Source organism: Agarivorans albus, assembly GCF_019670105.1.
GTDB lineage: Bacteria > Pseudomonadota > Gammaproteobacteria > Enterobacterales > Celerinatantimonadaceae > Agarivorans > Agarivorans albus.
In genome coordinates this window covers 3,226,001-3,249,371 of sequence record NZ_AP023032.1, presented here as the reverse complement: position 1 = coordinate 3,249,371, position 23,371 = coordinate 3,226,001, and the positions used below count along the sequence as shown (strand labels likewise).

Here is a 23,371-nt window from a genome sequence, read left to right as displayed (position 1 = left end):
GTTATGACTAATCGTAGTGCCTTACATACCACCATCGATTTGCTATCAAGACGTTCTTATAGCCAACAGCAGCTGTTGCAAAAACTGCGGCAAAAAGGCTACCAAGATGACGAAGTTAGTGATGCTCTAGAATACGCGCAACAAAATGCTTGGTTAGATGATAGAAGTTATGCTGCATCGTTAACCCGCGCTAGGGTTAGCAAAGGCTATGGAAAAAACTATATTAAGCAGTATTTGCAAACCAAAGGTATTAGCGGCGATTTAGCGATTGAAGTTTTGGAACAGGATGACTGGGATTGGTACCAAGCCATCGAACTTTGTTTTAACAAGAAATTTAAGCAAGGTTTACCCAGCGACCGAATGCAAAAGCAAAAATGTACAGCCTACTTGTTTCGACGAGGCTTCGATTTCGAACTAATCAATATCTTGTATAGCGAACTACAACAGCAATAAGCCTCGAACACTTTGCCTGCAAAGGTCTGCGTGATATATTGTCGCGATTAATAACGGTTTCACCTTTTTTAGCGCTTATCGACGGGAAACTTTAGGTTTCACCGCTATGTCGAGTTGCTACAAACCCCCAGGAAAGAGTTTCATGAAGATGACTTCAGCTGAAGTAAGAAATGCATTTTTAAGCTTCTTTAACAGCAAAAATCACCAAGTAGTTGCCAGTAGTTCATTAGTCCCTCACGACGATCCTACCTTACTATTTACCAATGCGGGTATGAATCAGTTCAAAGACGTATTTCTTGGCATTGATAAGCGTAATTACAGTCGAGCCACTAGCTCACAACGTTGTGTGCGAGCAGGTGGTAAGCACAATGATTTAGAAAACGTAGGCTATACGGCGCGTCACCATACTTTCTTTGAAATGCTAGGCAACTTCAGCTTTGGTGATTACTTTAAAGAAGAAGCCATTGGCTATGCATGGGAGTTCTTAACTGAAGTTGTTAAGTTACCTAAAGAGAAGCTTTTAGTCACCGTTTACCAAACCGATGATGAAGCCTTTGATTTGTGGGCTAACAAAATTGGCGTGCCTAAAGATCGCATTATTCGTATCGGCGATAAGTCTCCAGATAAGAAGTTTGAGTCAGATAACTTTTGGCAAATGGGTGACACCGGGCCTTGTGGTCCTTGTACCGAAATCTTTTATGACCACGGTGAACATATCTGGGGCGGTCCTCCGGGAAGTCCTGAAGAAGATGGCGACCGTTTCATTGAGATTTGGAACGTAGTATTCATGCAGTTCAACCGTCAAGCCGACGGAACAATGGATCCCTTACCAAACCCATCGGTTGATACCGGTATGGGCTTAGAGCGAATCGCTGCCATTTTACAAGGCGTACACTCTAACTATGAAATTGATATTTTCCAAAACCTGATTGCAGCAGCTGCGAAAATTATTGGCACCAATGATTTGGAAAACAAATCATTGCGAGTAATTGCCGACCATATTCGTTCATGTGGCTTCTTAATCGCTGATGGCGTTATGCCTGCTAATGAAGGTCGCGGTTACGTACTGCGCCGTATCATTCGTCGGGCGGTTCGACATGGTAATAAGCTGGGTGCTACTGATGCATTCTTTTATAAATTATTGCCTGCACTGATCGCTGAAATGGGTGAAGCCTACCCTGAGTTGCAAACTCAGTTACCGGTTATTGAGCGTGTTCTTAAGCTAGAAGAAGAACAGTTTGCCAAAACACTTGACCGTGGTTTGTTAATTTTGGACGAAGCACTTGGCGAATTGGAAGGTTCGGTTATTCCAGGTGACTTGGTGTTTAAGCTTTATGATACTTATGGCTTTCCCGCAGATTTAACCGCTGATATCGCCCGTGAGCGAGAGTTAAGTGTAGATGAGGCCGAGTTTGAAGCGGCCATGCAAGCTCAACGTGAGCGAGCGAAGCAAGCCAGTAATTTTGGTACCGACTACAACGACAATCTAATTATTGACAGCGCGACTGAGTTCCTTGGTTACCAACACTTAGAAGCAGACGTTAAGATTGTTGAAATGTATAAAGATGGCGAGCCTCAATCGTCCCTCACCGGCGGTGACCAAGCTATTATCGTGTTAGATAAAACACCGTTTTACGCCGAGTCAGGTGGTCAAGCCGGCGATGCTGGCGAGTTGATGTACCAAGGCGGAAGTTTTGTTGTGCAAGACACCTTAAAAGTGGGTAAGGCTTTTGTACATAAAGGTTACCTGCAAGGTGGTGACTTAAATGTTCAGCAGCAGGTGCAAGCTAAAGTTGATTCTCGTCGTCGCTGGAATACTGCGCTAAACCACTCGGTAACACACCTATTGCACGCTGCATTGCGTCAAACCTTGGGTGAACACGTTACCCAGAAAGGTTCTTTGGTAGAAGCGGCGCGTTTACGTTTCGATTTTTCACACTTTGAAGGTGTGTCTATGCGCTCGTTACGCCAAGTTGAACACCTAGTAAACCAACAAATTCGTCGAAACCTGCCTGTTGAGACCAAGGTAATGAACCTTGATGAAGCTAAGCAGGCTGGTGCGATGGCCTTATTTGGTGAGAAATATGACGACGACGTGCGTGTTGTAAGCATGGGTGATTTCTCAACTGAGCTATGTGGGGGAACTCACGTAAACCACACTGGTGACATCGGTTTCTTTAAAATCACCAGCGAAGCAGGTATTGCTGCTGGGGTTCGTCGTATTGAAGCGGTAACCGGTCAATTTGCTATCGACTTGATTCACCGCCTAGCCGAAGAAACAGAAAAAGCTGCTAACTTGGTTAAAGGCGACCAATTTAATATTGGTGAGAAAGTGATTCAGTTAGTTGATCGCAACAAAATGCTCGAGAAAGAAGTAACTCAGCTAAAAGCTAAGTTAGCTAGTGCCGCCAGTAATGATGCTGCAGATCAAATACAAACCATTAATGGTGTGAAAGTATTGATTGCTTTAATCGATGGCGCAGAAGGTAAAGCACTGCGTAGTAGCGTTGATGAGCTCAAAGTTAAGCTTGAAAGCGGCGTAATTTTACTAGGCACTGTAAACGACGGAAAAGTTAGCTTGGTTGCCGGTGTAACTAAAGATCTTACTGGTCGTGTTAAAGCGGGTGAAATGGTGAATATCGCTGCGCAATGTGTTGGTGGTAAAGGTGGCGGCCGTCCAGATATGGCACAAGCTGGCGGTTCAAATCCAGATGGTTTACCTAAAGCCCTAGCGGAAGTGAAAGAGTGGCTTGTTGAGAAGCTTTAAATAGTTATACATTAAGTGTTAGAGAAAAAGGAAAGCAAGTGGCACTAATTGTTCAAAAATATGGCGGCACTTCGGTAGGTACTTTAGAGCGTATCCAAGCCGTAGCTGATCGCGTTATTCGCTGTAAAGAAGCGGGCGATGACATCGTGGTTGTCCTTTCAGCAATGTCTGGTGAAACCAACCGTTTATTAGGCTTGGCCCAAGAGATTGATGAAAACGCCAGTGAGCGTGAAAAAGACGTATTGGTATCTACCGGCGAGCAAGTCACTATTGCCTTGCTGAGTATCGCACTGCAGAAGAAAGGTTGTGATGCGATTTCTATGACTGGCGACCAGATCCGCATGCATACCGATAATGCGCATGGTAAAGCGCGTATTACTGATATTGACGATCACAATATTCACGCACACTTGAAAGACAATAAAGTGGTGGTGATTGCTGGCTTCCAAGGTAGGAGCCCAGACAACTACATTACTACTTTGGGTCGTGGTGGTTCAGACACTACCGCAGTGGCTATTGCCGCGGCGCTTAAAGCCGATGAGTGTCAGATATACACCGATGTAGATGGTGTTTACACCACTGACCCTCGGGTAGAGCCTAAAGCTCGCCGTTTAGAGAGCATTACTTTTGAAGAAATGCTGGAAATGGCCAGTTTAGGCGCAAAAGTTTTACAGATCCGCGCTGTTGAGTTTGCCGGCAAATATAATGTGCCGTTGCGTGTTCTATCGAGTTTTACTGAAGGTAATGGCACCTTAATTAGTTATGAGGGAAATAAAATGGAGTCACCCGTAATATCAGGCATCGCATTTAATCGTGATGAAGCAAGTTTAACTATTTTGGGTGTACCAGATAAACCTTCCGTTGCTGCATCAATTTTGGCACCCATTGGTGATGCTAATATTGACGTTGATATGATCATTCAGAACTCGATGGGCGATAATACGGCAGATTTTACCTTTACGGTTCACCGTAATGATTACAAGCGAGCAAAAGAGTTACTAGAAGAAACCTCTAGCAAACTAGGCGCACGTGAAGTTCAAGGTAAAGATTCCTTGGCAAAAATTTCTATCGTTGGGGTGGGCATGATGAACCACCCTGGTGTTGCTAAAACCATGTTTGAAACCTTAGGAGACGAGGGCATTAATATGCAACTTATCTCGACTTCTGAAATCAAAGTGTCGGTTGTAGTAGACGAAAAGTATTTAGAGTTGGCTGTACGTGCTTTGCATAGTGCATATAACCTAGAGCAATAATAATGACTCTTTGGCTTAAACAAGCTAGTCTATACGCTTAATAGCAGAAAAATAACAGCTTAGATAAGTCGCTAAAGAACAAGAATATGAATTTAAGGAGATAATGAATGCTAATTTTGACGCGCCGTGTAGGCGAAACGTTAATGATTGGGGATGAAGTAACCGTAACTGTATTAGGTGTTAAAGGTAACCAAGTACGTATCGGCGTAAACGCACCAAAAGAAGTATCTGTGCACCGTGAAGAAATCTACATGCGCATTCAAGCAGAGAAAAGTGCCGGCGCCTAAGCAAGCCTTACATTGCCAAGATTTATCTTTAGGAAGCCTCTGGCTTCCTTTTGTTTTTTTAGGCTTTTGATGTTGATGAGCAGTGGCCACAAATTCACCTCTCAATTGCCAGAACGTTTGCTTTGTAGTCAGTTGCTAAACAAATACATAGCCAACTGTTCGAAAGCTGAACGAACAAAAGAAAAGTGACAAAAAAGGTTTGACTATATTTTTGGAAGCAGTAATATCTGCATCCGAAATCGCGGTGAGGTGGCCGAGTGGCCGAAGGCGCTCCCCTGCTAAGGGAGTATAGGGTTTGTAGCCCTATCGAGGGTTCGAATCCCTCCCTCACCGCCATCGATTTCAACGCGCGTGTAGCTCAGCTGGATAGAGTACCTGGCTACGAACCAGGCGGTCGGAGGTTCGAATCCTTCCACGCGCGCCATATTTTAAAAGAATGATTCGTCATTCTTATTACAAAGCGTTTTCTGCGCGCGTGTAGCTCAGCTGGATAGAGTACCTGGCTACGAACCAGGCGGTCGGAGGTTCGAATCCTTCCACGCGCGCCATTATTTAAAAAGCTCATAGTTATGTGAGCTTTTTTTATTGAAGTGTTACCTGTGCGCGTGTAGCTCAGCTGGATAGAGTACCTGGCTACGAACCAGGCGGTCGGAGGTTCGAATCCTTCCACGCGCGCCATATTTTAAAAGAATGACTTGTCGTTCTTGTTTACAAAGTGTTTTCTGCGCGCGTGTAGCTCAGCTGGATAGAGTACCTGGCTACGAACCAGGCGGTCGGAGGTTCGAATCCTTCCACGCGCGCCATTCTTCATGAGTTTGCCCTTGGGCGAGCTTGCTGAAGGAAATCGAGGTGAGGTGGCCGAGTGGCCGAAGGCGCTCCCCTGCTAAGGGAGTATAGGGTTTGTAGCCCTATCGAGGGTTCGAATCCCTCCCTCACCGCCATCGATTTCAACGCGCGTGTAGCTCAGCTGGATAGAGTACCTGGCTACGAACCAGGCGGTCGGAGGTTCGAATCCTTCCACGCGCGCCATTTTCTGTTTTTATTTGATGCATTGCCCATTCTCTTCTAGGCTTTGTTTCATAACCCACGCGCGTGTAGCTCAGCTGGATAGAGTACCTGGCTACGAACCAGGCGGTCGGAGGTTCGAATCCTTCCACGCGCGCCATTTTCTCTCTTCTATTTATTCTCTTTCACGCCCTAGATCACTATTCACCTCTTATTCATCTTAAAATTGCATCTCTTGTGATCGACATTACTACTTTTGAGGTAGCTAAGCTGCTAGATTAGTTAATGAATTATGCTGTCGTACAGCTGTAAATCAGTTGTTAACCAAATGTTATCGTTTGGCGGTTTAAGCTGTGTAATGAGCGATGTGGCGTATAATTGCGAATTTTGTCATTGGCAAAATAAAGTTAACAATACCAAGGTTTTGAATAATTATTCAAAAATCAAGTTTGATTTTTGTTGTTTAGCATGTAATTCTTACGCCAATCTCAAAGGATGTGGATTAATAATATGATGGATTTGACTGAGCTGTTAGTGGAAGCAGCAACGTTAATGGGGGTCGGGATGATCGCCGTATTCGCTTTTTTATCGCTACTTATTGTTGCGGTAAATGGCTTAGCTAAGCTAGCGCCACCGCTAGCTGAAGTAGCGGAACCAACGCAAACCTCGTCTCCAACTCCCCAACCTGCCAATAACGCCACTGTAGTAGCCGCTATATCAGCAGCTGTTCAACAGTACCGGAAGGCCCAATAACTAAAAGAGGATTTAACGCAATGTCTAAACCACTTGCATTAACCGATGTTGTATTGCGCGACGCGCATCAATCATTATTAGCAACCCGTCTTCGTATTGAAGATATGTTGCCTATTGCTGAGCAACTCGACCAAATTGGTTATTGGTCTTTAGAAACATGGGGCGGCGCAACCTTTGACGCTTGTATTCGTTACCTTGGTGAAGATCCATGGGAGCGTTTGCGTGAGCTGAAAAAAGCCATGCCTAATACTAAACAGCAAATGCTGTTGCGTGGCCAGAATCTACTCGGCTACCGTCACTACGCCGATGACGTAGTTGAACGCTTTGTTGAGCGAGCGGTTAAAAACGGTATGGACGTATTCCGTATCTTCGATGCGATGAACGATCCACGAAACTTCCAAACGGCGGTAAAAGCTGCTCTTGATTGCGGCGCACACGCTCAAGGTACTATTTCTTACACTACTAGCCCAATTCACACCACGGATAACTGGGTAGACTTAGCTAAGCGTTTAGAAGACATTGGTTGTCACTCAATTGCAATTAAGGATATGTCAGGCTTATTAAAGCCGTATGAAGCTGAAACCTTGATTAAGCGTCTTAAAGCTGAAACAGATGTGGAAATTGCGCTGCACTGTCATGCAACTACCGGTTTAAGCTTACCAACCCACATAAAGGCCATTGAAGCAGGCGTAGACATCATTGATACCGCCATCTCTTCAATGAGCTGTACTTATGGTCACAGCCCAACAGAGACCATTGTAGCGATGCTAGAAGGTACTGAGCGCGATACTGGCTTAGACCTAACTAAACTGGAATCTATTGCCGCTTACTTCCGTGAAGTACGTAAAAAGTACGCTAAGTTCGAAGGCAGCCTTAAAGGTGTTGATTCACGCATTCTTATCGCGCAAGTACCTGGTGGCATGTTAACCAACATGGAAGGTCAGCTTAAAGAGCAAGGCGCTGCAGATAAACTTGATGAAGTATTGCTAGAGATACCTAAAGTACGTAAAGATTTAGGTTACATTCCACTAGTAACACCTACTTCGCAAATTGTAGGTAGTCAAGCAGTGCTTAACGTTTTAACTGGTGAGCGTTACAAAACGATTACCAAAGAAACTGCAGGTATCTTAAGTGGTCAATACGGTAAAGCGCCTGGTGAGCTGAATGCGGAGTTACAAGCGCGTGTTCTTGATGGCGCAGAAGCCATTACCTGTCGCCCTGCTGATTTGCTGCAAGCAGAGATGGAGCGTCTTGAAACAGAAGTTGAGCAACTAGCCAAAGAAAAAGGCTTTGCTCTAGCTGAAGACAAAATTGACGATGCCTTAACCTACGCATTGTTCCCACAAATTGGCCTTAAGTTCCTAGAGAATCGTGGCAACCCAGATGCCTTTGAGCCAGTACCCAGCGCTGATGACGTTAAAGTAGCGGCTCCTGCTAAACCTGGCGCAGTAGAAACTTACTCGGTGCGAGTAGACGGTCAGCTGTACACCGTAGATGTAGGCCCAGAGGGTTCTATTGATGGCGTAACACCAGTAGCCAGCTCAGCGCCAGCTGCGGCCACTCCAGCAGCACCAGCTGCCAGTGGCAAAGGCGAAGCGCTACCAGCTCCTTTAGCGGGTAACATTTTTAAAGTTCTCGCTAAGCCTGGTGCCAATGTGCAAGAGGGCGATGTATTGCTGATTATGGAAGCAATGAAAATGGAAACCGAAATCCGTTCCGCTAAAACCGGGGTTGTTGACGAGGTATTAGTTAGAGAAGGTGATGCGGTTGCAGTGGGTGAAGTCCTACTTAGCATCGCGTAAGGGAGCGAGAACGTGGAAGGAATTACTAAGCTATGGCTGGAAACCGGCCTAGCTAACTTCGAACCTGCACAATTAGTAATGATGGCAGTAGGTTTACTACTGTTGTATTTGGCAATTGTGCGTAAATTTGAGCCTTTATTATTGTTACCCATTGGTTTTGGTGCGGTGCTGGCCAATATTCCAAACGCCGGGTTCAACGATGAAGGTGGTTTGCTTTACTACGTTTACCATGTAGGAATTGAAACTGGCGTGTTCCCGCTACTTATCTTTATGGGAGTGGGTGCATTAACTGACTTTGGTGCGCTTATCGCAAACCCAAGGATGTTATTGCTAGGCGCTGCGGCTCAGTTTGGTATTTTTGCAACGCTATTTGGCGCAATTTTATTAAACATGATCCCAGGTTTTGATTTCACGCTGGCTGATGCTTCTGCGATCGCCATTATTGGCGGTGCTGATGGTCCGACGGCTATCTTCCTTGCCTCTAAACTTGCACCCGATTTATTAGGTGCGATTGCGGTAGCCGCTTATTCATACATGGCGTTGGTTCCAATTATTCAGCCGCCAATTATGAAGGCCTTAACTTCTAAAGAAGAGCGCGAAATTCAAATGGAGCAATTGCGTCCAGTAAGCGTGCGAGAAAAGATTGTTTTCCCTATCGCAGTACTTGGCTTAACCATTTTGTTCTTGCCAGCAGCAACGCCTTTAGTAGGTATGTTCTGTTTAGGTAACCTAATGCGTGAAAGTGGCGTAGTTGACCGCTTAAGCAAAACTGCGCAAAACGAGCTAATCAACGTAGTAACCATTTTCTTAGGTTTAGCGGTAGGTTCTAAGTTATCTGCAGATAAATTCTTAACCGTAGAAACCTTAGGTATTCTTGGCTTAGGTGCAGTGGCATTTGGTATTGGTACTGCCTCAGGCGTATTAATGGCTAAGCTAATGAGCCGTTTAAGTGGCGGTAAAATTAACCCACTAATTGGTGCTGCTGGTGTATCAGCGGTGCCAATGGCTGCACGTGTAGTAAACAAGGTGGGTTTGGAGTCAAACCCACATAACTTCTTGTTGATGCATGCAATGGGGCCAAACGTTGCTGGGGTACTAGGTAGTGCTGTAGCTGCGGGTGTATTGCTGTCTTTAGTTGGTTAATACACAAGCGCTAAATAAAAAGCTTGCCTCGGCAAGCTTTTTTTATGTCTAGCTAATGGGTTAGCCAAATCATTAATGAGAAAAAGCCGATCAATGCGCTGCTAATTCCAATAATCCAATAGTAGCCTTTTAAACCTTGTTTAAAGCTTAAGCCGTAGTGGAATAGAAACAGTGTCCATAAAATGGTTAATAACAAGGGCAACAAGAAAAATCGCACCATAATTGTACCTACTGGGTCACTTAAGTAATTGAAGAACTTTTAGTTTACCTTCATTACTTATAAATTGAAGTAATACCAATCACACTAAGTAAGTGATCAGAAATAACGCAGGAAAAATACTCGAGAATAAGGCAGGATTGTTCGATAAGTAGTTATTCTACAATCAAAAATCCTAACGTAGTTATCGAACATTTTAACCAGATAGAATGAACAGCTACTTAGTACGATTGGTATAAGCTAATCATTAACTTCGCTACGCTTCACACAGATTACTCGTTTTCACTCAATTAACTTTCATTGCTGGTTTCCCGTGTTACCGCGCTTAATAAAATATTCTAGTTAAATCGCCGCTAATTGGTATGATGCAGGCTACATCGGCTGCTGTTCAGTCCGACCGCATACAGAGTAGATTATGAACTTCCAAGATTACCAAAACTATGCCGCTTTCATTTTTGACATGGATGGAACTTTGATTGACTCCATGCAACATCATCAAAACGCGTGGCAGTCTGCTCTCAATCAGTTTTCTATTCCTTTTACCTCTGAGCAAATGCTGGCCATGAGCGGTATGCCAACCTTACAAACAGTTGAAAACTTGCTTGCCGATGCCCATATAAAAGGGATAGATGTTAACAAAGTGGTGGATGCTAAAGAGCAGTGTTATCACCAACTAGTGAATAGTGAAATACTGCCAACGCCCTTAATTAAAGTGTATGAGCATTTTTTAGGTGAAAAGCTGATGGCGGTAGGGACAGGTGCAAGCCAGCAGCAAGCCGAGATGATACTTAGTAAATTAGGTATAGCTGATAAGTTACAGGCGATTGTTGGTGCTGATCTCGTAGATGCCCATAAACCTGCTCCTGACACCTTCTTAAAGTGTGCAGAATTGATGCAGGTAGAACCGCAAGCATGTTTGGTATTTGAAGACGCTGATGCCGGCATAGAGGCTGCTAAAGCCGCCGGGATGGCGGTGGTTGATGTAAGAAACTTGTGGCCAGCGAATTATTTTGTTGATTAGGCGGTTCTATTGTTAGTTGTTTTATTTTTTAGCGCCTTTGTATCGGCTACCTTGTTACCCGGTAGCTCAGAAGTTGTGTTGTTGGGTTTAGCTAGCCAAGTTCCTGAACAATGGCTCAGCTTGTTAGTGGTAGCTACCTTAGGCAATACCCTAGGTGGCTTGGTCACCTTTGCTATGGGCTGGGGCGCTTTTTACTTTGGTAATAGGCATTTTAGTTGGTTACCTAACTTGAACCAACAAGCCAAGGCTAAGCCTTGTTTGGTCAAATACGGTGCTTGGAGTTTACTCATGAGCTGGGCTCCAGTAATTGGCGATGCGCTTTGTTTTGTTGCGGGCGCGGCTAAGCTACCGGTTTGGCAAAGCACTATTGCCATGCTTATTGGCAAAGCGATTCGTTACGCTTTGCTGTTGGCATTAGGCAACGCAGTTGTGAATATTTAATAAATGATTAGAGAGGTCAATATAGTGCTTAGATGGTTAAGTGTGCTTAGCATTCTGTGGTTAGCTGCTTGTACTCAGATAGACCCTAACTCTTCAGTTGAGCTACCCAAAGGGGTGGAGTTAGTCGAAACCTCACAGGCCAATAATAGCGACATCCAGATAGCTTACAAAAAGTATCGCTTAACTAATGGCCTAACGGTATTGCTCTACCAAGATGATAATGCGCCTTTAGCCCATGTAGATATTACTTATCATGTTGGCTCTAATCGCGAAGAGCCGGGTAAATCCGGCTTTGCCCACTTCTTTGAACATATGATGTTCCAGGGCTCTAAGCATGTTGGAGACCAAGAGCACTTTCGCATTATTAACGAAGCGGGCGGAACCATGAATGGTTCTACTACAAAAGATCGCACCAATTACTACCAAACTGTTCCAGCTAATCAGCTTGAAAAAGTACTGTGGTTAGAGGCCGATCGAATGGGCTTTTTGCTCGAAGCGGTAAGCCAGAAGAAATTCGAAATCCAGCGCGATACCGTAAAAAATGAACGTGCACAGCGAGTCGACAATGCTCCTTACGGTTTATTATCAGAGCGGGTAGACGAAGCGCTTTATCCCCGAGAACATCCATACTCGTGGCAACCTATCGGCTATATAGAAGATTTAAATCGGGTAGATGTAAATGACTTAAAGGCATTTTTCCTTCGTTGGTATGGGCCAAATAATGCGGTGTTAAGCATTGGTGGTGATATTGATGAGCTACAAACCTTAGAGTGGATAAACAAATATTTTGGTGGTATCCCCAGTGGCCCCGAAATTCCCCAAATTACTCCAAGCCCAGCCAAGCTTAGTGAAACTCGCTATATTTCTTTAGAAGATCGTATCCATATCCCTTTGCTCTATATCAGCTATCCCACGGTGTATGCCGGTGCTGAAGACGAAGTCGCCTTAGACATGTTTTCTGAGATTTTAGGTGGGGGCAAAAGCTCACTGCTGCATCAATCATTGGTTGAATCAGGTAAAGCCTTGTCTGCGGGCAGCTCGCATTATTGCCGCGAAATGGCCTGTACATTGTCGATTTATGTGCGTGCTAATCCGAAAGCTGGCTTAACTTTGGCCCAGCTGGAGCAAGATGTTGACCAAGCCATTAACGATTTTGCAGAGCGCGGAGTAAGCGCAGAAGATTTACAACGCGTTCGCTCATCGCTTAAAGCTTCAACTATTTATAGCTTAGAAAGTGTCTCTGATGTGGTCACTCAGCTTGCCTTTGGCGAAACCTTCTTTGAACAGCCTTTATATATCAGTGAAGTACTGCAACAGTTTCAAAATGTAAACGATCAACAGGTTCAAGAGGCTTATCAGCATTACATCATAGGTAAGCCGAGGGTGGTGATGAGTGTGGTACCACGAGGGCAAACTCAATTAATCGCTGGCAAAGACAACTTTACACCCGCTCCGCGCACTCTGCCCGAGCAGCAGCACATTGATGACAGTGAGCTAGCACTGCGCGAAGTGAAAGATAACTTTGACCGCAGTATAGAGCCGCCTTCTGGCCCTGCTGTGGCTGTTAAGTTACCGGAATTATGGCATGCAGAGTTAACCAATGGCTTGCAGGTATTAGGCACCTCAGAGCAGCCAACTCCTACAGTTACCCTGCAGTTCAGATTACCCGGCGGCAGTATTTCAGAGCCCAAAGGCAAAGAAGGTTTGGCTAAGCTCACTGCGCAGATGTTAATGCAAAGCACCCAGCAAACCACTGCCGCTGAGATATCAGATCAACTTACAGAGCTGGGCGCGTCAGTTAATTTTAGTGGCGGGTTATACAGCCAAAATATTAGTCTGTCTTCGTTAACCGAGAACTTGCCTCAGGTTCTGGATATTTTGCAGCAGCGCTTATTAACCCCCGCGTTTAATAGTGCCGAGTTCGAGCGTGAAAAAGCCCGCCACCTGCAAAGTATTGAGCAGAAATTTAATCAGCCAAATTGGCTAGCCAGTATTGCCAGTCAAAGCTTGTTCTTTGGGGAAGGCAGCCGCCTAGCAACCTCTAGCTGGGGAAGCCGCGACAGCGTAGCTGCGCTCACCTTAGAAGATGTGAAGCAGTTTTGGCAACAGCATTACCAACCAAACGGCAGCCAGCTGGTTGCTGTGAGCAACCTCAAGCAAGCACAGATTGAACAGGCATTGCAGCCTTTACAACAAAAATGGCAAGGCGAGGCGAGTAAGGCCGCTCATTTAACGGCGAAACCTTCTGCGGACAACAACACCATTTACCTGCTCGATAAGCCGGGTGCGGTGCAGTCGGTGATTCGGATTGGCCGTTTAGCGATGCCTTACGATGCTACCGGTGAGTACTTTAAAGCTAACTTGATGAACTTTAATTTTGGCGGCAACTTTAATAGTCGAATTAACATGAACTTACGTGAAGACAAAGGTTATACCTATGGCGTAAGTAGTGGATTTGGCGGTTTTAAAGATAGCGGTAGCTTTGTTATCTCAACCGATGTGCGACAAGATGCCACCGCATCGGCCATTCAAGAGTTGTTGGCCGAGCTAGAAGCTTACTCAAAAAGTGGACCAAGCGATGAAGAACTCTCATACATGCGCAGTGCAGTCTCTCAGCAAGAGGCCTTAGCCTACGCAACACCATCGCAGAAAGCCTCATTTTTGATGCAAATGTTGGCCTTTGATTTGGGGCCAGAATTTGTCGCCACTCAGAATCAAATTACCGCCAATATTAGCCAAGCTGAATTACAGCAACTGGCTGCGAAGTACTTCTCACCAGAAGAAATGATAGTGGTAGTAGTGGGTGATAAACAGCTGCTTCTACCAGAGCTAAAGAAAATAGGTATGCCAGTTCAAGAACTTGCATTGTAACGTAGCAACGCACAGTGGTGGCAAAACATGGGCGATCTCGCTATGCTTTGCCACATTACGCGTTTTAACAAGATAGTGAGTTCAACTTGACTCAACAGTTTACTACTCGGCTGACGCAATTGAGCGCAGCAATGGCAGATACCGGAGTGCTTGGCATTAAACGCGGTATTGAACGTGAAGCTTTACGCATTTGCGAACAGGGAAAGTTAGCACCTAATGGTCATCCTAAAGCATTAGGCTCAGCGCTTACTCATCCTCTGATTACCACCGATTACGCAGAAACCTTGTTGGAGTTTATCACTCCGGTTTCAGACAGCGTAGAACAGGTGCTGTCTCGACTCACCGATATTCACCATGAAACACTAAAGCAGCTTGATGGACAGCGTTTGTGGCCTTTAAGCATGCCTTGTTACATTGGTGACGAGCAAGACATTGTGTTAGCGGATTACGGCCAATCAAACATTGGTAAGATGAAACATGCTTATCGCCAGGGGCTACGTCATCGTTATGGCAGCGCTATGCAGGTGATCTCTGGTGTGCACTATAACTTCTCTTTGCCGCAAAGCTTTTGGCAGCAACTACAAAAAGTTGATGGCGACCAACAGCCGCTTTCTGAGTACATCTCGCAACGTTACATGGCTTTAATTCGTAATTTTTACCGCTATGGTTGGATGGTGGCTTATCTTTATGGTGCCTCACCGGCGCTATGTGGTTCATTCATGAACGCAGGCGAGAGCCAACTCGCTTTTGAAAAAATGGCTAAAGGTACACTTTATTTACCTTACGCCACTTCATTGCGTTTGAGTGACTTGGGTTACACCAGTTCGGCCCAACATGAACTAGATATTAACTACAACAGCGTTAGTGAGTACGTACAAAGCGTTCGTAAAGCGGTAAGTTCTCATTCTGAAGAGTTTGCCAAGATTGGGGTGAAGGTTGATGGTGAATATCGTCAGCTAAACGCCAACATTCTGCAGATAGAAAATGAGTTGTATGCGCCTATTCGCGCCAAGCGTGTTGCTAAGTCTGGTCAAACTCCTTCTCAAGCTCTAGCTGAAGATGGTATTGAATACATCGAAATTAGAGCCCTAGATGTTAACCCCTTTGATGCTGTAGGTGTAACCGAGGCACAGGTGCGAGTGATAGATAGTTTGTTGCTGGCTTGCGTTTTGATGGACTCACCTGAAATGTGCAAAGAGGAGTTGCAAGCTTGTCGTGACAACTTTAATGCGGTGGCTATTGAAGGGCGTAACCCTGAACTGTCACTCACCATTGCCGGTGAAGAACAAAGCTTGCCAGCACATATCGAAAGTTTGCTAGCTAAGATGCAACAGGCCGCGCAACTGCTTGATACTCAGCGTGCTGAGCCAGACTTTAGTGTATCGCTAGAGCAAGCGATAGCCGACATTGCCAATGACAATACATACTCTTCACGTTTTCTACGTTTGTTAAAATCACAATCGGTAGACAACAGCAGCTTGGGCTTGCAATGGGCTGCACAATATCGCGAAGAGATGCTTGGTCATAAGCCTAATAACTGGCAAGATCAAGACTTTAGCGCGATGGCTGAACAAAGCTTTGCTGAGCAACAAGCAATAGAAGCTAGTGATGACCTCGATTTTGATCACTTTTTAACGAAGTATTTTGAGAATGCCAATAAGTAGGGATGTATCGCTTGTTCAGTGGGCTAAAGTAGCCATGGTAGTTTTGGGTTTAGGTGTATTGGCGGGATGCAGCAGTGCGCCGCCCAAAGATCCTGAGAACCTATGTAGCATTTTTGAAGAAAAGCGCGATTGGTATAAATCAGCGAAGAAGATGAACAAGAAATGGGGCACGCCAGTGCATGTTCCCATGGCAATGATGTATCAAGAATCCAGCTTCAAGCATAATGCTCGCCCCCCAATGCAATATTGGTTTGGGTTTATTCCTGTAGGCCGTGCTAGTAGCGCTTATGGCTATAGCCAAGCTAAAACCATGACCTGGGATGACTACGTGCGTGAAACTGGCAACTCTTGGTCGTCACGAACTAACTTCGACGATGCTATCGACTTTATGGGCTGGTTTACCAACAAAACCCATAAAATAAACGGGGTATCGAAGTGGGATGCGCGCAATCAGTATTTAAACTATCACGAAGGCTGGGGCGGTTATAAACGTGGTACTTATCACCAGAAACAATGGTTGGTGAAGGTAGCGGGTACAGTAGACCAGCGATCGAAACGCTATGCTGCCCAGTATAATAAGTGTAAAGACGATCTAGATAGTAGCTGGCTATGGCGACTATTCTTTGCTTAAATACACCCAAATAATGAGTCTCAGCTAGGCTGAGATATGAAGAGAGAAAATCATGCCTTTATTAGATAGTTTTACCGTAGACCACACCCGCATGCATGCCCCAGCGGTTCGCGTAGCCAAAACCATGTCTACGCCTAGCAAAGACACTATTACAGTATTTGATTTACGTTACTGCGTGCCTAACGAGGAGATTTTGTCTGAGAAAGGTATTCATACCTTAGAGCACCTTTATGCCGGCTTTATGCGTGAGCATTTAAATTCTGCTGACGTAGAAATCATCGATATTTCGCCAATGGGTTGCCGCACTGGCTTTTACATGAGCTTAATTGGTAGCCCTAACGAGCAACAAGTTGCCGACGCTTGGTTAGCCTCTATGCATGATGTACTCGCTGTAGCTAATCAAAATGACATTCCCGAGCTCAATGAATACCAATGTGGTACTTATGCTATGCACTCTTTAGACGAAGCTAAGAGCATTGCTACTAGCATCATTGAACGTGGTATTAGCGTAAACAAAAATGATGAACTGGGATTATCTGACGAGATTCTTGGTAAGCTTTAAGCCGTATTTCGCTACTAAAGAAGCCAGCACTTAGCTGGCTTTTTTGTATTTTTAATGGGGGCGTTTACTTCTTAGGCTTGCTGTAAAACGCTGGAATGACTCGGGCCAAGCTTACAGTGTTGTTTTCTATCTCGACTATTTCGATGGGGTAACCGGCTAAACGTAAACATAAGTTAGCTTCGGGAATGTCTTCTAAGTGTTCCACAATCAAGCCATTTAGCGTTTTAGGGCCATCGATGGGTAAACTCCAGCTCATTTCTTTATTCAAGTCTCGAATATTTACAGCGCCGTCGATCAAATAGCTGCCATCAATTTGTGGATGGATTTCATCACTAGGGTCGGGGGCAATGCTAGTGGTAAAGTCACCAACAATTTCCTCTAGAATATCCTCTAACGTGACTAAGCCTTGAATGTCGCCGTATTCATCCACGATAAGTCCAATACGCTCTTTACGGCGCTGAAACTTCAATAGCTGCACATTTAACGGGGTGCCCTCGGGGATGAAGTAAATTTCTTTGGCGGCACGCAGCATCGAGGTTTTATCAAACTGCTCTCGAGACAATAGTCGCAGCGAATCACGTGAGTGGACAAAGCCTACCGAATCATCAATGGTGTCGCGAAATAACAAAATTTTGGTGTGAGTGCTTTGAGTGAGCTGGCGAAGAATGCTGTCCCAATCATCGTTAATATCGATGGCGGCAATTTCGTTGCGCGGGATCATGATGTCGTCAACCGTCACTTTCTCTAGGTCCAAAATGCTTAGTAGCATGTCTTGGTGACGCTTAGGGATAAGTGTGCCCGCTTGGTCAACTACGGTACGCAGTTCTTCAGGATTTAGCGCTTCATCATCTTTGTTTGTGGGGTTTACCCCTAATAAACGCAATAGACCATTAGTGACGCCATTGGTAGCCCAAATAAATGGGAACAATAATTTCATTAATGGGCGTAGCAATATTGAAGCGGGGAAGGCAATCTTTTCCGGATAAAGTGCAGCCATGGTTTTGGGCGTTACTTCAGCAAAAATCAAAATGACAAAAGTAAGTGCAAGCGTAGCGATAGCTACCCCTACATCGCCGAACAGTCGCAATCCAATAATGGTGGCGATGGCCGAGGCAAAAATATTAACGAGATTATTGCCAATTAAGATTAATCCAATTAATCGGTCAGGGCGATCCAGAAGCTTGTCTACTCGGCTAGCTGCTTTATGTTTAGTATTAACTAAATGCCGCAGGCGGTAGCGGTTAAGCGACATCATGCCAGTTTCGGAGCTAGAAAAGAAAGCAGAGCAAATTATGAGGAACACGAGAAGTAGCAGTAAGCTACTCGTAGATATGTCGTCCAAACAGGAGAGTCCTTGATTAATATAACAGGGCTAATTTATATGCAGCCCCAAAGGGCTGTCAAGGTCTCATTTTAGTTGAGGATGATTTCCTTAACAAAGCGTGAGCCAAAATAGGCCAAACTAAGCAAGATTGAACCAATTACCGTCATGATCACGACCATTTTCCCACGCCAGCCTCGGTAGTGGTGTCCCCAAAGAAGGCTGGCGTAGATAAACCAAGCGATTAAGCTGAAGATTGCTTTATGGCCACGGCCATTGGCAAAAAAGTCGGTTAAAAATACAAAGCCGCTCAATAACGACACGCTAAGCAGGATGAGCCCAACCCGAATCAAGGTGAATAACTGTTTCTCAATGCTCATTAAAGAGGGCATTGCTGGGTGAATTGCCCCAGGCTTGTGGCGTTTTAAAGTCCAATCTAAGTAAGCCATCTGCAAGGCATACAAGCTTGCAATCATTAGTACGGTAAAGGCGGCTAAGGCAACGCTGATGTGGATCAGCACTTGCGGTTTTAACTCCAGATGAATGATGTAGTCACTTGGGATCATTACCGCTAATAACATGCTCACAATGGAAAATAGGTATACCACTGGCAAAATAAACCATAGTTTGAATGGTTTAACTAAAGCGGTAACGGTGAGAGCAATCAGCAAGCTGACTAAACCCGCTACATTAAAGATGCTTAAATCTTGGCCTTGCGCCAAAAATAAATGCTCTACTTCCCAAATGCCATGCAGTAGCATTGCGCAGCCAGCGCTGAGCCATAGCCATATGTTGGCTCCGCTTTGTTTATTCAGCAAACCACTTATACATACGTAAGCGGCTAACAGATAAAAAACGGTGGTAGGAAGTACCAATACATTCATGATTTGAAGCTAACTATATGATTGTTTGGGTTCAGTATACTCGCCCTAAACAGTCAGGGCTAGAATTAGCTTTTAGAATATCGGCGCTTCGGTATAATGTGGCGGCTAAACAGTGCTCGCTATATGATCAACAGGAAAAAGCATGTTTGAAAACTTATCTGATCGACTCTCGAAAACGTTAAAAAATATCAGCGGCCGCGGCCGACTGACCGATGACAACATTAAAGATACCTTGCGCGAAGTGCGTATGGCCTTGTTGGAAGCGGATGTTGCCTTACCCGTAGTTCGCGAGTTTGTTAAAAAAGTAAAAGAACGTGCCCTAGGCCAAGAAGTAAATAAGAGCCTTAGCCCTGGTCAAGTATTCGTTAAGATTGTTCAGCAAGAGCTGGAATCAGCCATGGGCGAATCTAACGAAAGTCTTAATTTGGCAGCCCAGCCTCCGGCAGTCGTAATGATGGCTGGTTTGCAAGGTGCGGGTAAAACCACCTCTGTTGCTAAGTTAGCTAAATACCTAAAAGAGCGCGAAAAGAAAAAAGTAATGGTAGTGAGTGCCGATATCTATCGTCCCGCTGCGATTAAACAGCTAGAGACTCTAGCAACAGAAGTTGACGCTATTTTCTTCCCAAGTAACGAAAAGCAAAATCCGGTTGATATCGTTAACGGTGCTATCGCCGAAGCCAGAACTCAATTTGCGGACGTACTACTTGTAGATACCGCGGGTCGTTTACATGTTGATGAAGACATGATGGACGAAATTAAAGCGCTTCATCAGGTGGTTGAGCCAGTAGAAACCTTGTTTGTTGTAGATGCGATGACTGGTCAAGATGCGGCAAATACCGCTCAGGCCTTTAACGAAGCTCTGCCACTTACCGGCGTGATTTTAACTAAAACCGATGGTGACGCGCGTGGCGGTGCCGCTTTATCGATTCGTCACATTACTGGTAAGCCAATTAAGTTTATGGGTGTGGGTGAGAAAACCGATGCTCTAGAGCCTTTCCACCCAGACCGCATAGCTTCACGTATCTTAGGCATGGGCGATGTGCTTTCTCTTATCGAAGAGGTAGAGCGCAAAGTTGATAAAGACCAAGCGCAGAAGCTGGCTAAGAAAGTTCAAAAAGGTAAAGGCTTCGATTTAGAAGACTTCCGTGAGCAATTAGTGCAGATGAAAAGCATGGGCGGCATGATGGGCATGATGGACAAGTTGCCTGGCATGGGGCAAGTTCCCGATAGTGTTAAAGACCAAATGAATGATAAGCTTACTAACCAAATGGAAGCGATTATCAACTCTATGACGCCGGGCGAGCGCCAACGCCCCGATATTATTAAAGGCTCACGCAAGCGTCGTATAGCTGCTGGTTCTGGCACTCAGATCCAAGATGTGAACAAGTTGCTGAAGCAATTCACTCAAATGCAAAAAATGATGAAGAAAATGTCCGGTAAAGGCGGCATGCGCAAAATGATGAGCCAAATGAAAGGCATGATGCCTCCAGGTGGTATGGGCGGATTTGGCGGCGGTCGCGGACCAGGACGTTTCTAAACACTTATTTAATGTAAAAAAGCCCAGCGATTTGCTGGGCTTTTTTGTTGGTGCTAGTCGTTACTGACTAGCTATTAGTATAGTTCGCTCATCAAGTGTTGTAGTTGTTTAAAATCTAATGATTTATCAGCATCTACACTGGCATCACTTGGTGATGGGTGAGCACAAAGTACAATACCATCGGCACCTAATAACTTGGCTGCTTTGGCCATAGGAGCCACTGCGCTTAGTTCGTCTACTGCTTCACCTGGGTTTACCACAATCGGTAGGTGGGTTCGTTGGCGCAACAAGCTAATTGCGCCTAAGTCCAAGGTGATTTTATTCTTGCCTTCAAGCGTTCTAACACCTGCTTCACATAAAATCACCTGTTGGTTGCCTTGTGCCAAAATGTAGTCCGCGGCATGCAACCACTCATCAATAGAGGCCATGTTGTTGCGCTCTAAAAGAATAGGGCGAGTAGACTTACCCAGTTCTTTTAACAGGTTAAAGTTTTTCATGTGGCGCGAGCGAACATGCAGTATGTCTGCTTTAGCCGCCAAAGTAACAACCTGATCAACCGAGCTTACTTCGGTCATAGTTGGAAGCTTGTACTTTTTACCGGCGGCGTTTAAATAACTTAGGCCTTCTTCGCCTAAACCTTGGAAGCTATAAGGCGAACTGCGTGGTTTAAAGCAACCTGCGGCAAGTACTGCAGCACCACTTTCTTTGGCCGCACCTGCACAGTTTATGATTTGTTGTTCAGACTCTACTGCACTGGGGCCTGCAAAGGTAACAAAGCCACCATCACCAATTTTAACATCGCCAACGCGCACTACCGTAGCACTGGCTTTGTGTGAACGGCTAGAGAGCGCACCATCTTCTTGTACGGTGCTAATTAAGCTTGGTTCGCCACCTTTATTTTTGTCTTTGTTGGCTAAGGCTTCTAGTGGAATAAGTGTTGGGTCAACATTTTCACTTGGGTAGCAGCCAAGCACTTTAATATAGCGGGTAAGGCGCGTTAGTTCTGCCAGTGCCGATTGCATTTGACTAGACTTAACATTGGCGGAAACATCCACATAAAACATTTCTTCCCAAGGATTGCCTTGTACTGGGCGAGATTCCAGTTTGCTCATGTTTATATCGTGCTCGCGCAATACCAACAGCGCTTCTACCAACGAACCTGCTTGCTGTGCCGTTGACATAATAAAAGTCGTTCTCGCTGGCACTTGCTCAGCAACTTCCACCGGTTTGCGAGAAACTACAATGAAGCGAGTGTAGTTTTGTTGTTGATTGGCAATATCGGTTTTCAAGGCTTGCAAACCATACATTTCACCGCCCACTTTACTGCCAATAGCACCAACGGTTAAGTCGTCGCCTCCGGCAACCACTTCCATAGCTTTGGAAGAGCTATCTACAAAATCTACTCGGGTATTAGCTAAAGTGCGCAAATAAAGGCTGCACTGAGCATAAGGTTGAGGGTGAGCATACAAGGTAGTTATTTGCTCTAGTTTGGCTTTTGGATGAGCCAGAATACAGTGGTCAATAGGTATTGATAGTTCGCCAACAATCGACAAACTGGTGTGCTGCAATACATCGTATACTTCATTAATACTGCCAGAGCTGGTGTTTTCAATAGGCAACATGCCGTAGTCAGCTTGGCCAGATTCCACGGTATCAACAATGTCTTGGAAGGCACTGCAGCCAAATTCAACAATTTGCTTTTTATAACGCGAGAAGTATTGATGAGTTGCAATGTTGCTGTAAGAGCCTTTGTTACCTAAAAATGCCACTCTTACCGCTTGCGCATGAATATCTGGATTAGTAATGCCTTGCAGAAATGCTTGTTGCGATAATACCGAGTCTTCGATGATGGTGTGATAAAGCTGAGTTACATAGTGGGCGTCTAAGCCTAACTCTCTGCCTTTATTTATTAGCTTAACCAGCAGCAACTGTTCACGTTCTTGGTCGCGAATCGCTTTGGGGTTTTCTATTTTACTTTTTGCTACTTCAACACTGAGTTGGCGACGCTCAGTCAGCAGTGTTAATAATGATTGGTCGAGCGCTGTTATTTTTGTTCGGATCTGCTCTAAGTCTGCCATCTGTTGTATTCCCTGTTAACAAAAAAGCCTCCTAAGAAGGAGGCTTTATGGATTCTGTGTGTTTTCGTTTTTACACCAATTCCGTCCGCCTCCCTAAAAGGGTGGAGTAAAAAAGAAACCAAACAAAAATCGGGTGTTGAATATTTTCATGACGTCAGACTAAAAAGCAATCAGGGGAAAGTCAAGTAATACCAAGCGATTAGTTGCTTGGTATTACTCTTTATTTAGCCTTTAAGCGGCTTGTTCATCCTCGGAGCTAGGCTCGCCGTCGTCTACTTCACTCGGCGAACGTAAGAAATCTTTTCCAGAGCGGCTAGCGCGGTGCGCATTAGGCTTATCTTGGAAGCGGTGTAACTGGCGTTCAAGTTTTTGCCCTAAATTGTTAATGGCAACGCTCAGGTCTTGATGTTCATCGCTGGCAAACAGTTGTCCGTTTGGCAGATTGATCTTCGCTTCTACTTTTACCTTTTTATTGTCGGTGGTGATAATCACTTTTGGTGATATGAGCGGAATTTGGTTTTTTTCCAGTTTCTTAAAGCGCGCGGCAATGTGCTCGCGAATGGTTGGGGTAATAGAAATTGTCTTGCTGGTAATATCAATAATCATAAGCCTCCCAAAGACTATCTAGTAATTATTTCAACTCCAGAATACGACTTTCATAAATAAAAAACCAGATCTAGC

General features: G+C 44.9%; 19 protein-coding genes, 8 tRNA genes and 1 other annotated feature. Of the genes, 22 read left to right on the top strand and 5 right to left on the bottom strand.

All coding sequences use genetic code 11. The features are described 5' to 3' along the window. Positions 1 to 3: 3 nt before the first annotated feature. The 15 genes from K5620_RS14690 to K5620_RS14620 all read left to right on the top strand — a co-directional run bounded on the left by K5620_RS14690 (position 4) and on the right by K5620_RS14620 (position 9,463). Complete coding sequence (locus K5620_RS14690) at positions 4 to 453, top strand: regulatory protein RecX (protein WP_016402830.1); 450 nt, start codon at positions 4 to 6, stop codon at positions 451 to 453. 142 nt (positions 454 to 595) lie between these two features. Continuing rightward, positions 596 to 3,220: an alanine--tRNA ligase gene (alaS, locus tag K5620_RS14685; protein WP_016402829.1), complete on the top strand. Its 2,625-nt coding sequence runs from the start codon at positions 596 to 598 to the stop codon at positions 3,218 to 3,220. A 38-nt stretch (positions 3,221 to 3,258) separates the two neighbouring features. Beyond that, entirely contained in the window at positions 3,259 to 4,473 is a 1,215-nt protein-coding gene (locus tag K5620_RS14680; protein ID WP_016402828.1) for an aspartate kinase, read from the top strand. Between the two features lie 107 nt (positions 4,474 to 4,580). Next, positions 4,581 to 4,760 (top strand): carbon storage regulator CsrA, encoded by a 180-nt coding sequence (csrA, locus tag K5620_RS14675; protein WP_016402827.1) that lies wholly within the window; start codon positions 4,581 to 4,583, stop codon positions 4,758 to 4,760. Positions 4,761 to 5,003: 243 nt separating this feature from the next. Further along, a tRNA-Ser gene (locus tag K5620_RS14670) sits at positions 5,004 to 5,096 on the top strand. Positions 5,097 to 5,107: 11 nt separating this feature from the next. Next, positions 5,108 to 5,184, top strand: a tRNA-Arg gene (locus tag K5620_RS14665). A gap of 47 nt (positions 5,185 to 5,231) precedes the next feature. Then, positions 5,232 to 5,308 (top strand) — tRNA-Arg (locus K5620_RS14660). Positions 5,309 to 5,361: 53 nt separating this feature from the next. Then, positions 5,362 to 5,438: transfer RNA gene (locus K5620_RS14655), tRNA-Arg, on the top strand. A gap of 48 nt (positions 5,439 to 5,486) precedes the next feature. Continuing rightward, positions 5,487 to 5,563, top strand: a tRNA-Arg gene (locus K5620_RS14650). Positions 5,564 to 5,608: 45 nt separating this feature from the next. Beyond that, positions 5,609 to 5,701, top strand: a tRNA-Ser gene (locus K5620_RS14645). Positions 5,702 to 5,712: 11 nt separating this feature from the next. Next, a tRNA-Arg gene (locus K5620_RS14640) sits at positions 5,713 to 5,789 on the top strand. 59 nt (positions 5,790 to 5,848) lie between these two features. Beyond that, positions 5,849 to 5,925 (top strand) — tRNA-Arg (locus K5620_RS14635). 350 nt (positions 5,926 to 6,275) lie between these two features. After that, a complete protein-coding gene (locus K5620_RS14630) occupies positions 6,276 to 6,518 on the top strand; it encodes an OadG family protein (protein WP_040307700.1) in 243 nt (80 codons plus the stop codon). 20 nt (positions 6,519 to 6,538) lie between these two features. Then, the gene (gene oadA, locus K5620_RS14625) at positions 6,539 to 8,320 is read left to right on the top strand and encodes a sodium-extruding oxaloacetate decarboxylase subunit alpha (RefSeq protein ID WP_016403961.1); all 1,782 of its coding nucleotides are present in this window, start codon (positions 6,539 to 6,541) and stop codon (positions 8,318 to 8,320) included. 12 nt (positions 8,321 to 8,332) lie between these two features. Next, on the top strand, positions 8,333 to 9,463 hold the full coding sequence (locus tag K5620_RS14620; RefSeq protein ID WP_016403962.1) for a sodium ion-translocating decarboxylase subunit beta: 1,131 nt from the start codon (positions 8,333 to 8,335) through the stop codon (positions 9,461 to 9,463). A 52-nt stretch (positions 9,464 to 9,515) separates the two neighbouring features. Here the strand turns inward: K5620_RS14620 and K5620_RS14615 are convergent, their stop codons facing one another. Then, on the bottom strand, positions 9,516 to 9,683 hold the full coding sequence (locus K5620_RS14615; protein WP_016403963.1) for a hypothetical protein: 168 nt from the start codon (positions 9,681 to 9,683) through the stop codon (positions 9,516 to 9,518). A gap of 412 nt (positions 9,684 to 10,095) precedes the next feature. Between K5620_RS14615 and K5620_RS14610 the strand changes: the two genes are divergently transcribed. From K5620_RS14610 to luxS, 6 genes are all read left to right on the top strand, one after another. Then, the gene (locus K5620_RS14610) at positions 10,096 to 10,701 is read left to right on the top strand and encodes a beta-phosphoglucomutase family hydrolase (protein WP_016403964.1); all 606 of its coding nucleotides are present in this window, start codon (positions 10,096 to 10,098) and stop codon (positions 10,699 to 10,701) included. 9 nt (positions 10,702 to 10,710) lie between these two features. Beyond that, complete coding sequence (locus tag K5620_RS14605) at positions 10,711 to 11,142, top strand: YqaA family protein (RefSeq protein ID WP_016403965.1); 432 nt, start codon at positions 10,711 to 10,713, stop codon at positions 11,140 to 11,142. Between the two features lie 24 nt (positions 11,143 to 11,166). Continuing rightward, positions 11,167 to 14,013 carry a M16 family metallopeptidase gene (locus tag K5620_RS14600; protein WP_246612291.1) on the top strand — a complete coding sequence of 949 codons (2,847 nt, stop codon included), beginning with the start codon at positions 11,167 to 11,169 and terminating at the stop codon, positions 14,011 to 14,013. A gap of 86 nt (positions 14,014 to 14,099) precedes the next feature. Next, entirely contained in the window at positions 14,100 to 15,677 is a 1,578-nt protein-coding gene (gene gshA, locus K5620_RS14595) for a glutamate--cysteine ligase (RefSeq protein ID WP_040307702.1), read from the top strand. 34 nt (positions 15,678 to 15,711) lie between these two features. Further along, the gene (locus K5620_RS14590) at positions 15,712 to 16,308 is read left to right on the top strand and encodes a transglycosylase SLT domain-containing protein (protein ID WP_016403968.1); all 597 of its coding nucleotides are present in this window, start codon (positions 15,712 to 15,714) and stop codon (positions 16,306 to 16,308) included. 52 nt (positions 16,309 to 16,360) lie between these two features. After that, positions 16,361 to 16,870, top strand: a complete 510-nt coding sequence (luxS, locus tag K5620_RS14585; protein ID WP_016403969.1) for an S-ribosylhomocysteine lyase — start codon at positions 16,361 to 16,363, stop codon at positions 16,868 to 16,870. A 64-nt stretch (positions 16,871 to 16,934) separates the two neighbouring features. Here the strand turns inward: luxS and K5620_RS14580 are convergent, their stop codons facing one another. Both K5620_RS14580 and K5620_RS14575 read right to left on the bottom strand, forming a co-directional pair. Further along, entirely contained in the window at positions 16,935 to 18,212 is a 1,278-nt protein-coding gene (locus tag K5620_RS14580; RefSeq protein ID WP_040307703.1) for an HlyC/CorC family transporter, read from the bottom strand. Between the two features lie 71 nt (positions 18,213 to 18,283). Further along, entirely contained in the window at positions 18,284 to 19,075 is a 792-nt protein-coding gene (locus K5620_RS14575; RefSeq protein WP_016403971.1) for a cytochrome C assembly family protein, read from the bottom strand. A gap of 142 nt (positions 19,076 to 19,217) precedes the next feature. On the opposite strand from K5620_RS14575, the gene ffh reads away from it, so the two are divergent. Continuing rightward, on the top strand, positions 19,218 to 20,612 hold the full coding sequence (gene ffh, locus K5620_RS14570) for a signal recognition particle protein (RefSeq protein WP_221077388.1): 1,395 nt from the start codon (positions 19,218 to 19,220) through the stop codon (positions 20,610 to 20,612). A gap of 74 nt (positions 20,613 to 20,686) precedes the next feature. Here the strand turns inward: ffh and aroF are convergent, their stop codons facing one another. Both aroF and hpf read right to left on the bottom strand, forming a co-directional pair. Beyond that, on the bottom strand, positions 20,687 to 22,690 hold the full coding sequence (aroF, locus tag K5620_RS14565) for a 3-deoxy-7-phosphoheptulonate synthase (RefSeq protein ID WP_016403974.1): 2,004 nt from the start codon (positions 22,688 to 22,690) through the stop codon (positions 20,687 to 20,689). Between the two features lie 17 nt (positions 22,691 to 22,707). Further along, positions 22,708 to 22,836 (bottom strand) — a sequence feature (Phe leader region). Positions 22,837 to 22,921: 85 nt separating this feature from the next. Beyond that, positions 22,922 to 23,296 (bottom strand): ribosome hibernation-promoting factor, HPF/YfiA family, encoded by a 375-nt coding sequence (gene hpf, locus K5620_RS14560; RefSeq protein ID WP_016403975.1) that lies wholly within the window; start codon positions 23,294 to 23,296, stop codon positions 22,922 to 22,924. Positions 23,297 to 23,371: the final 75 nt, after the last annotated feature.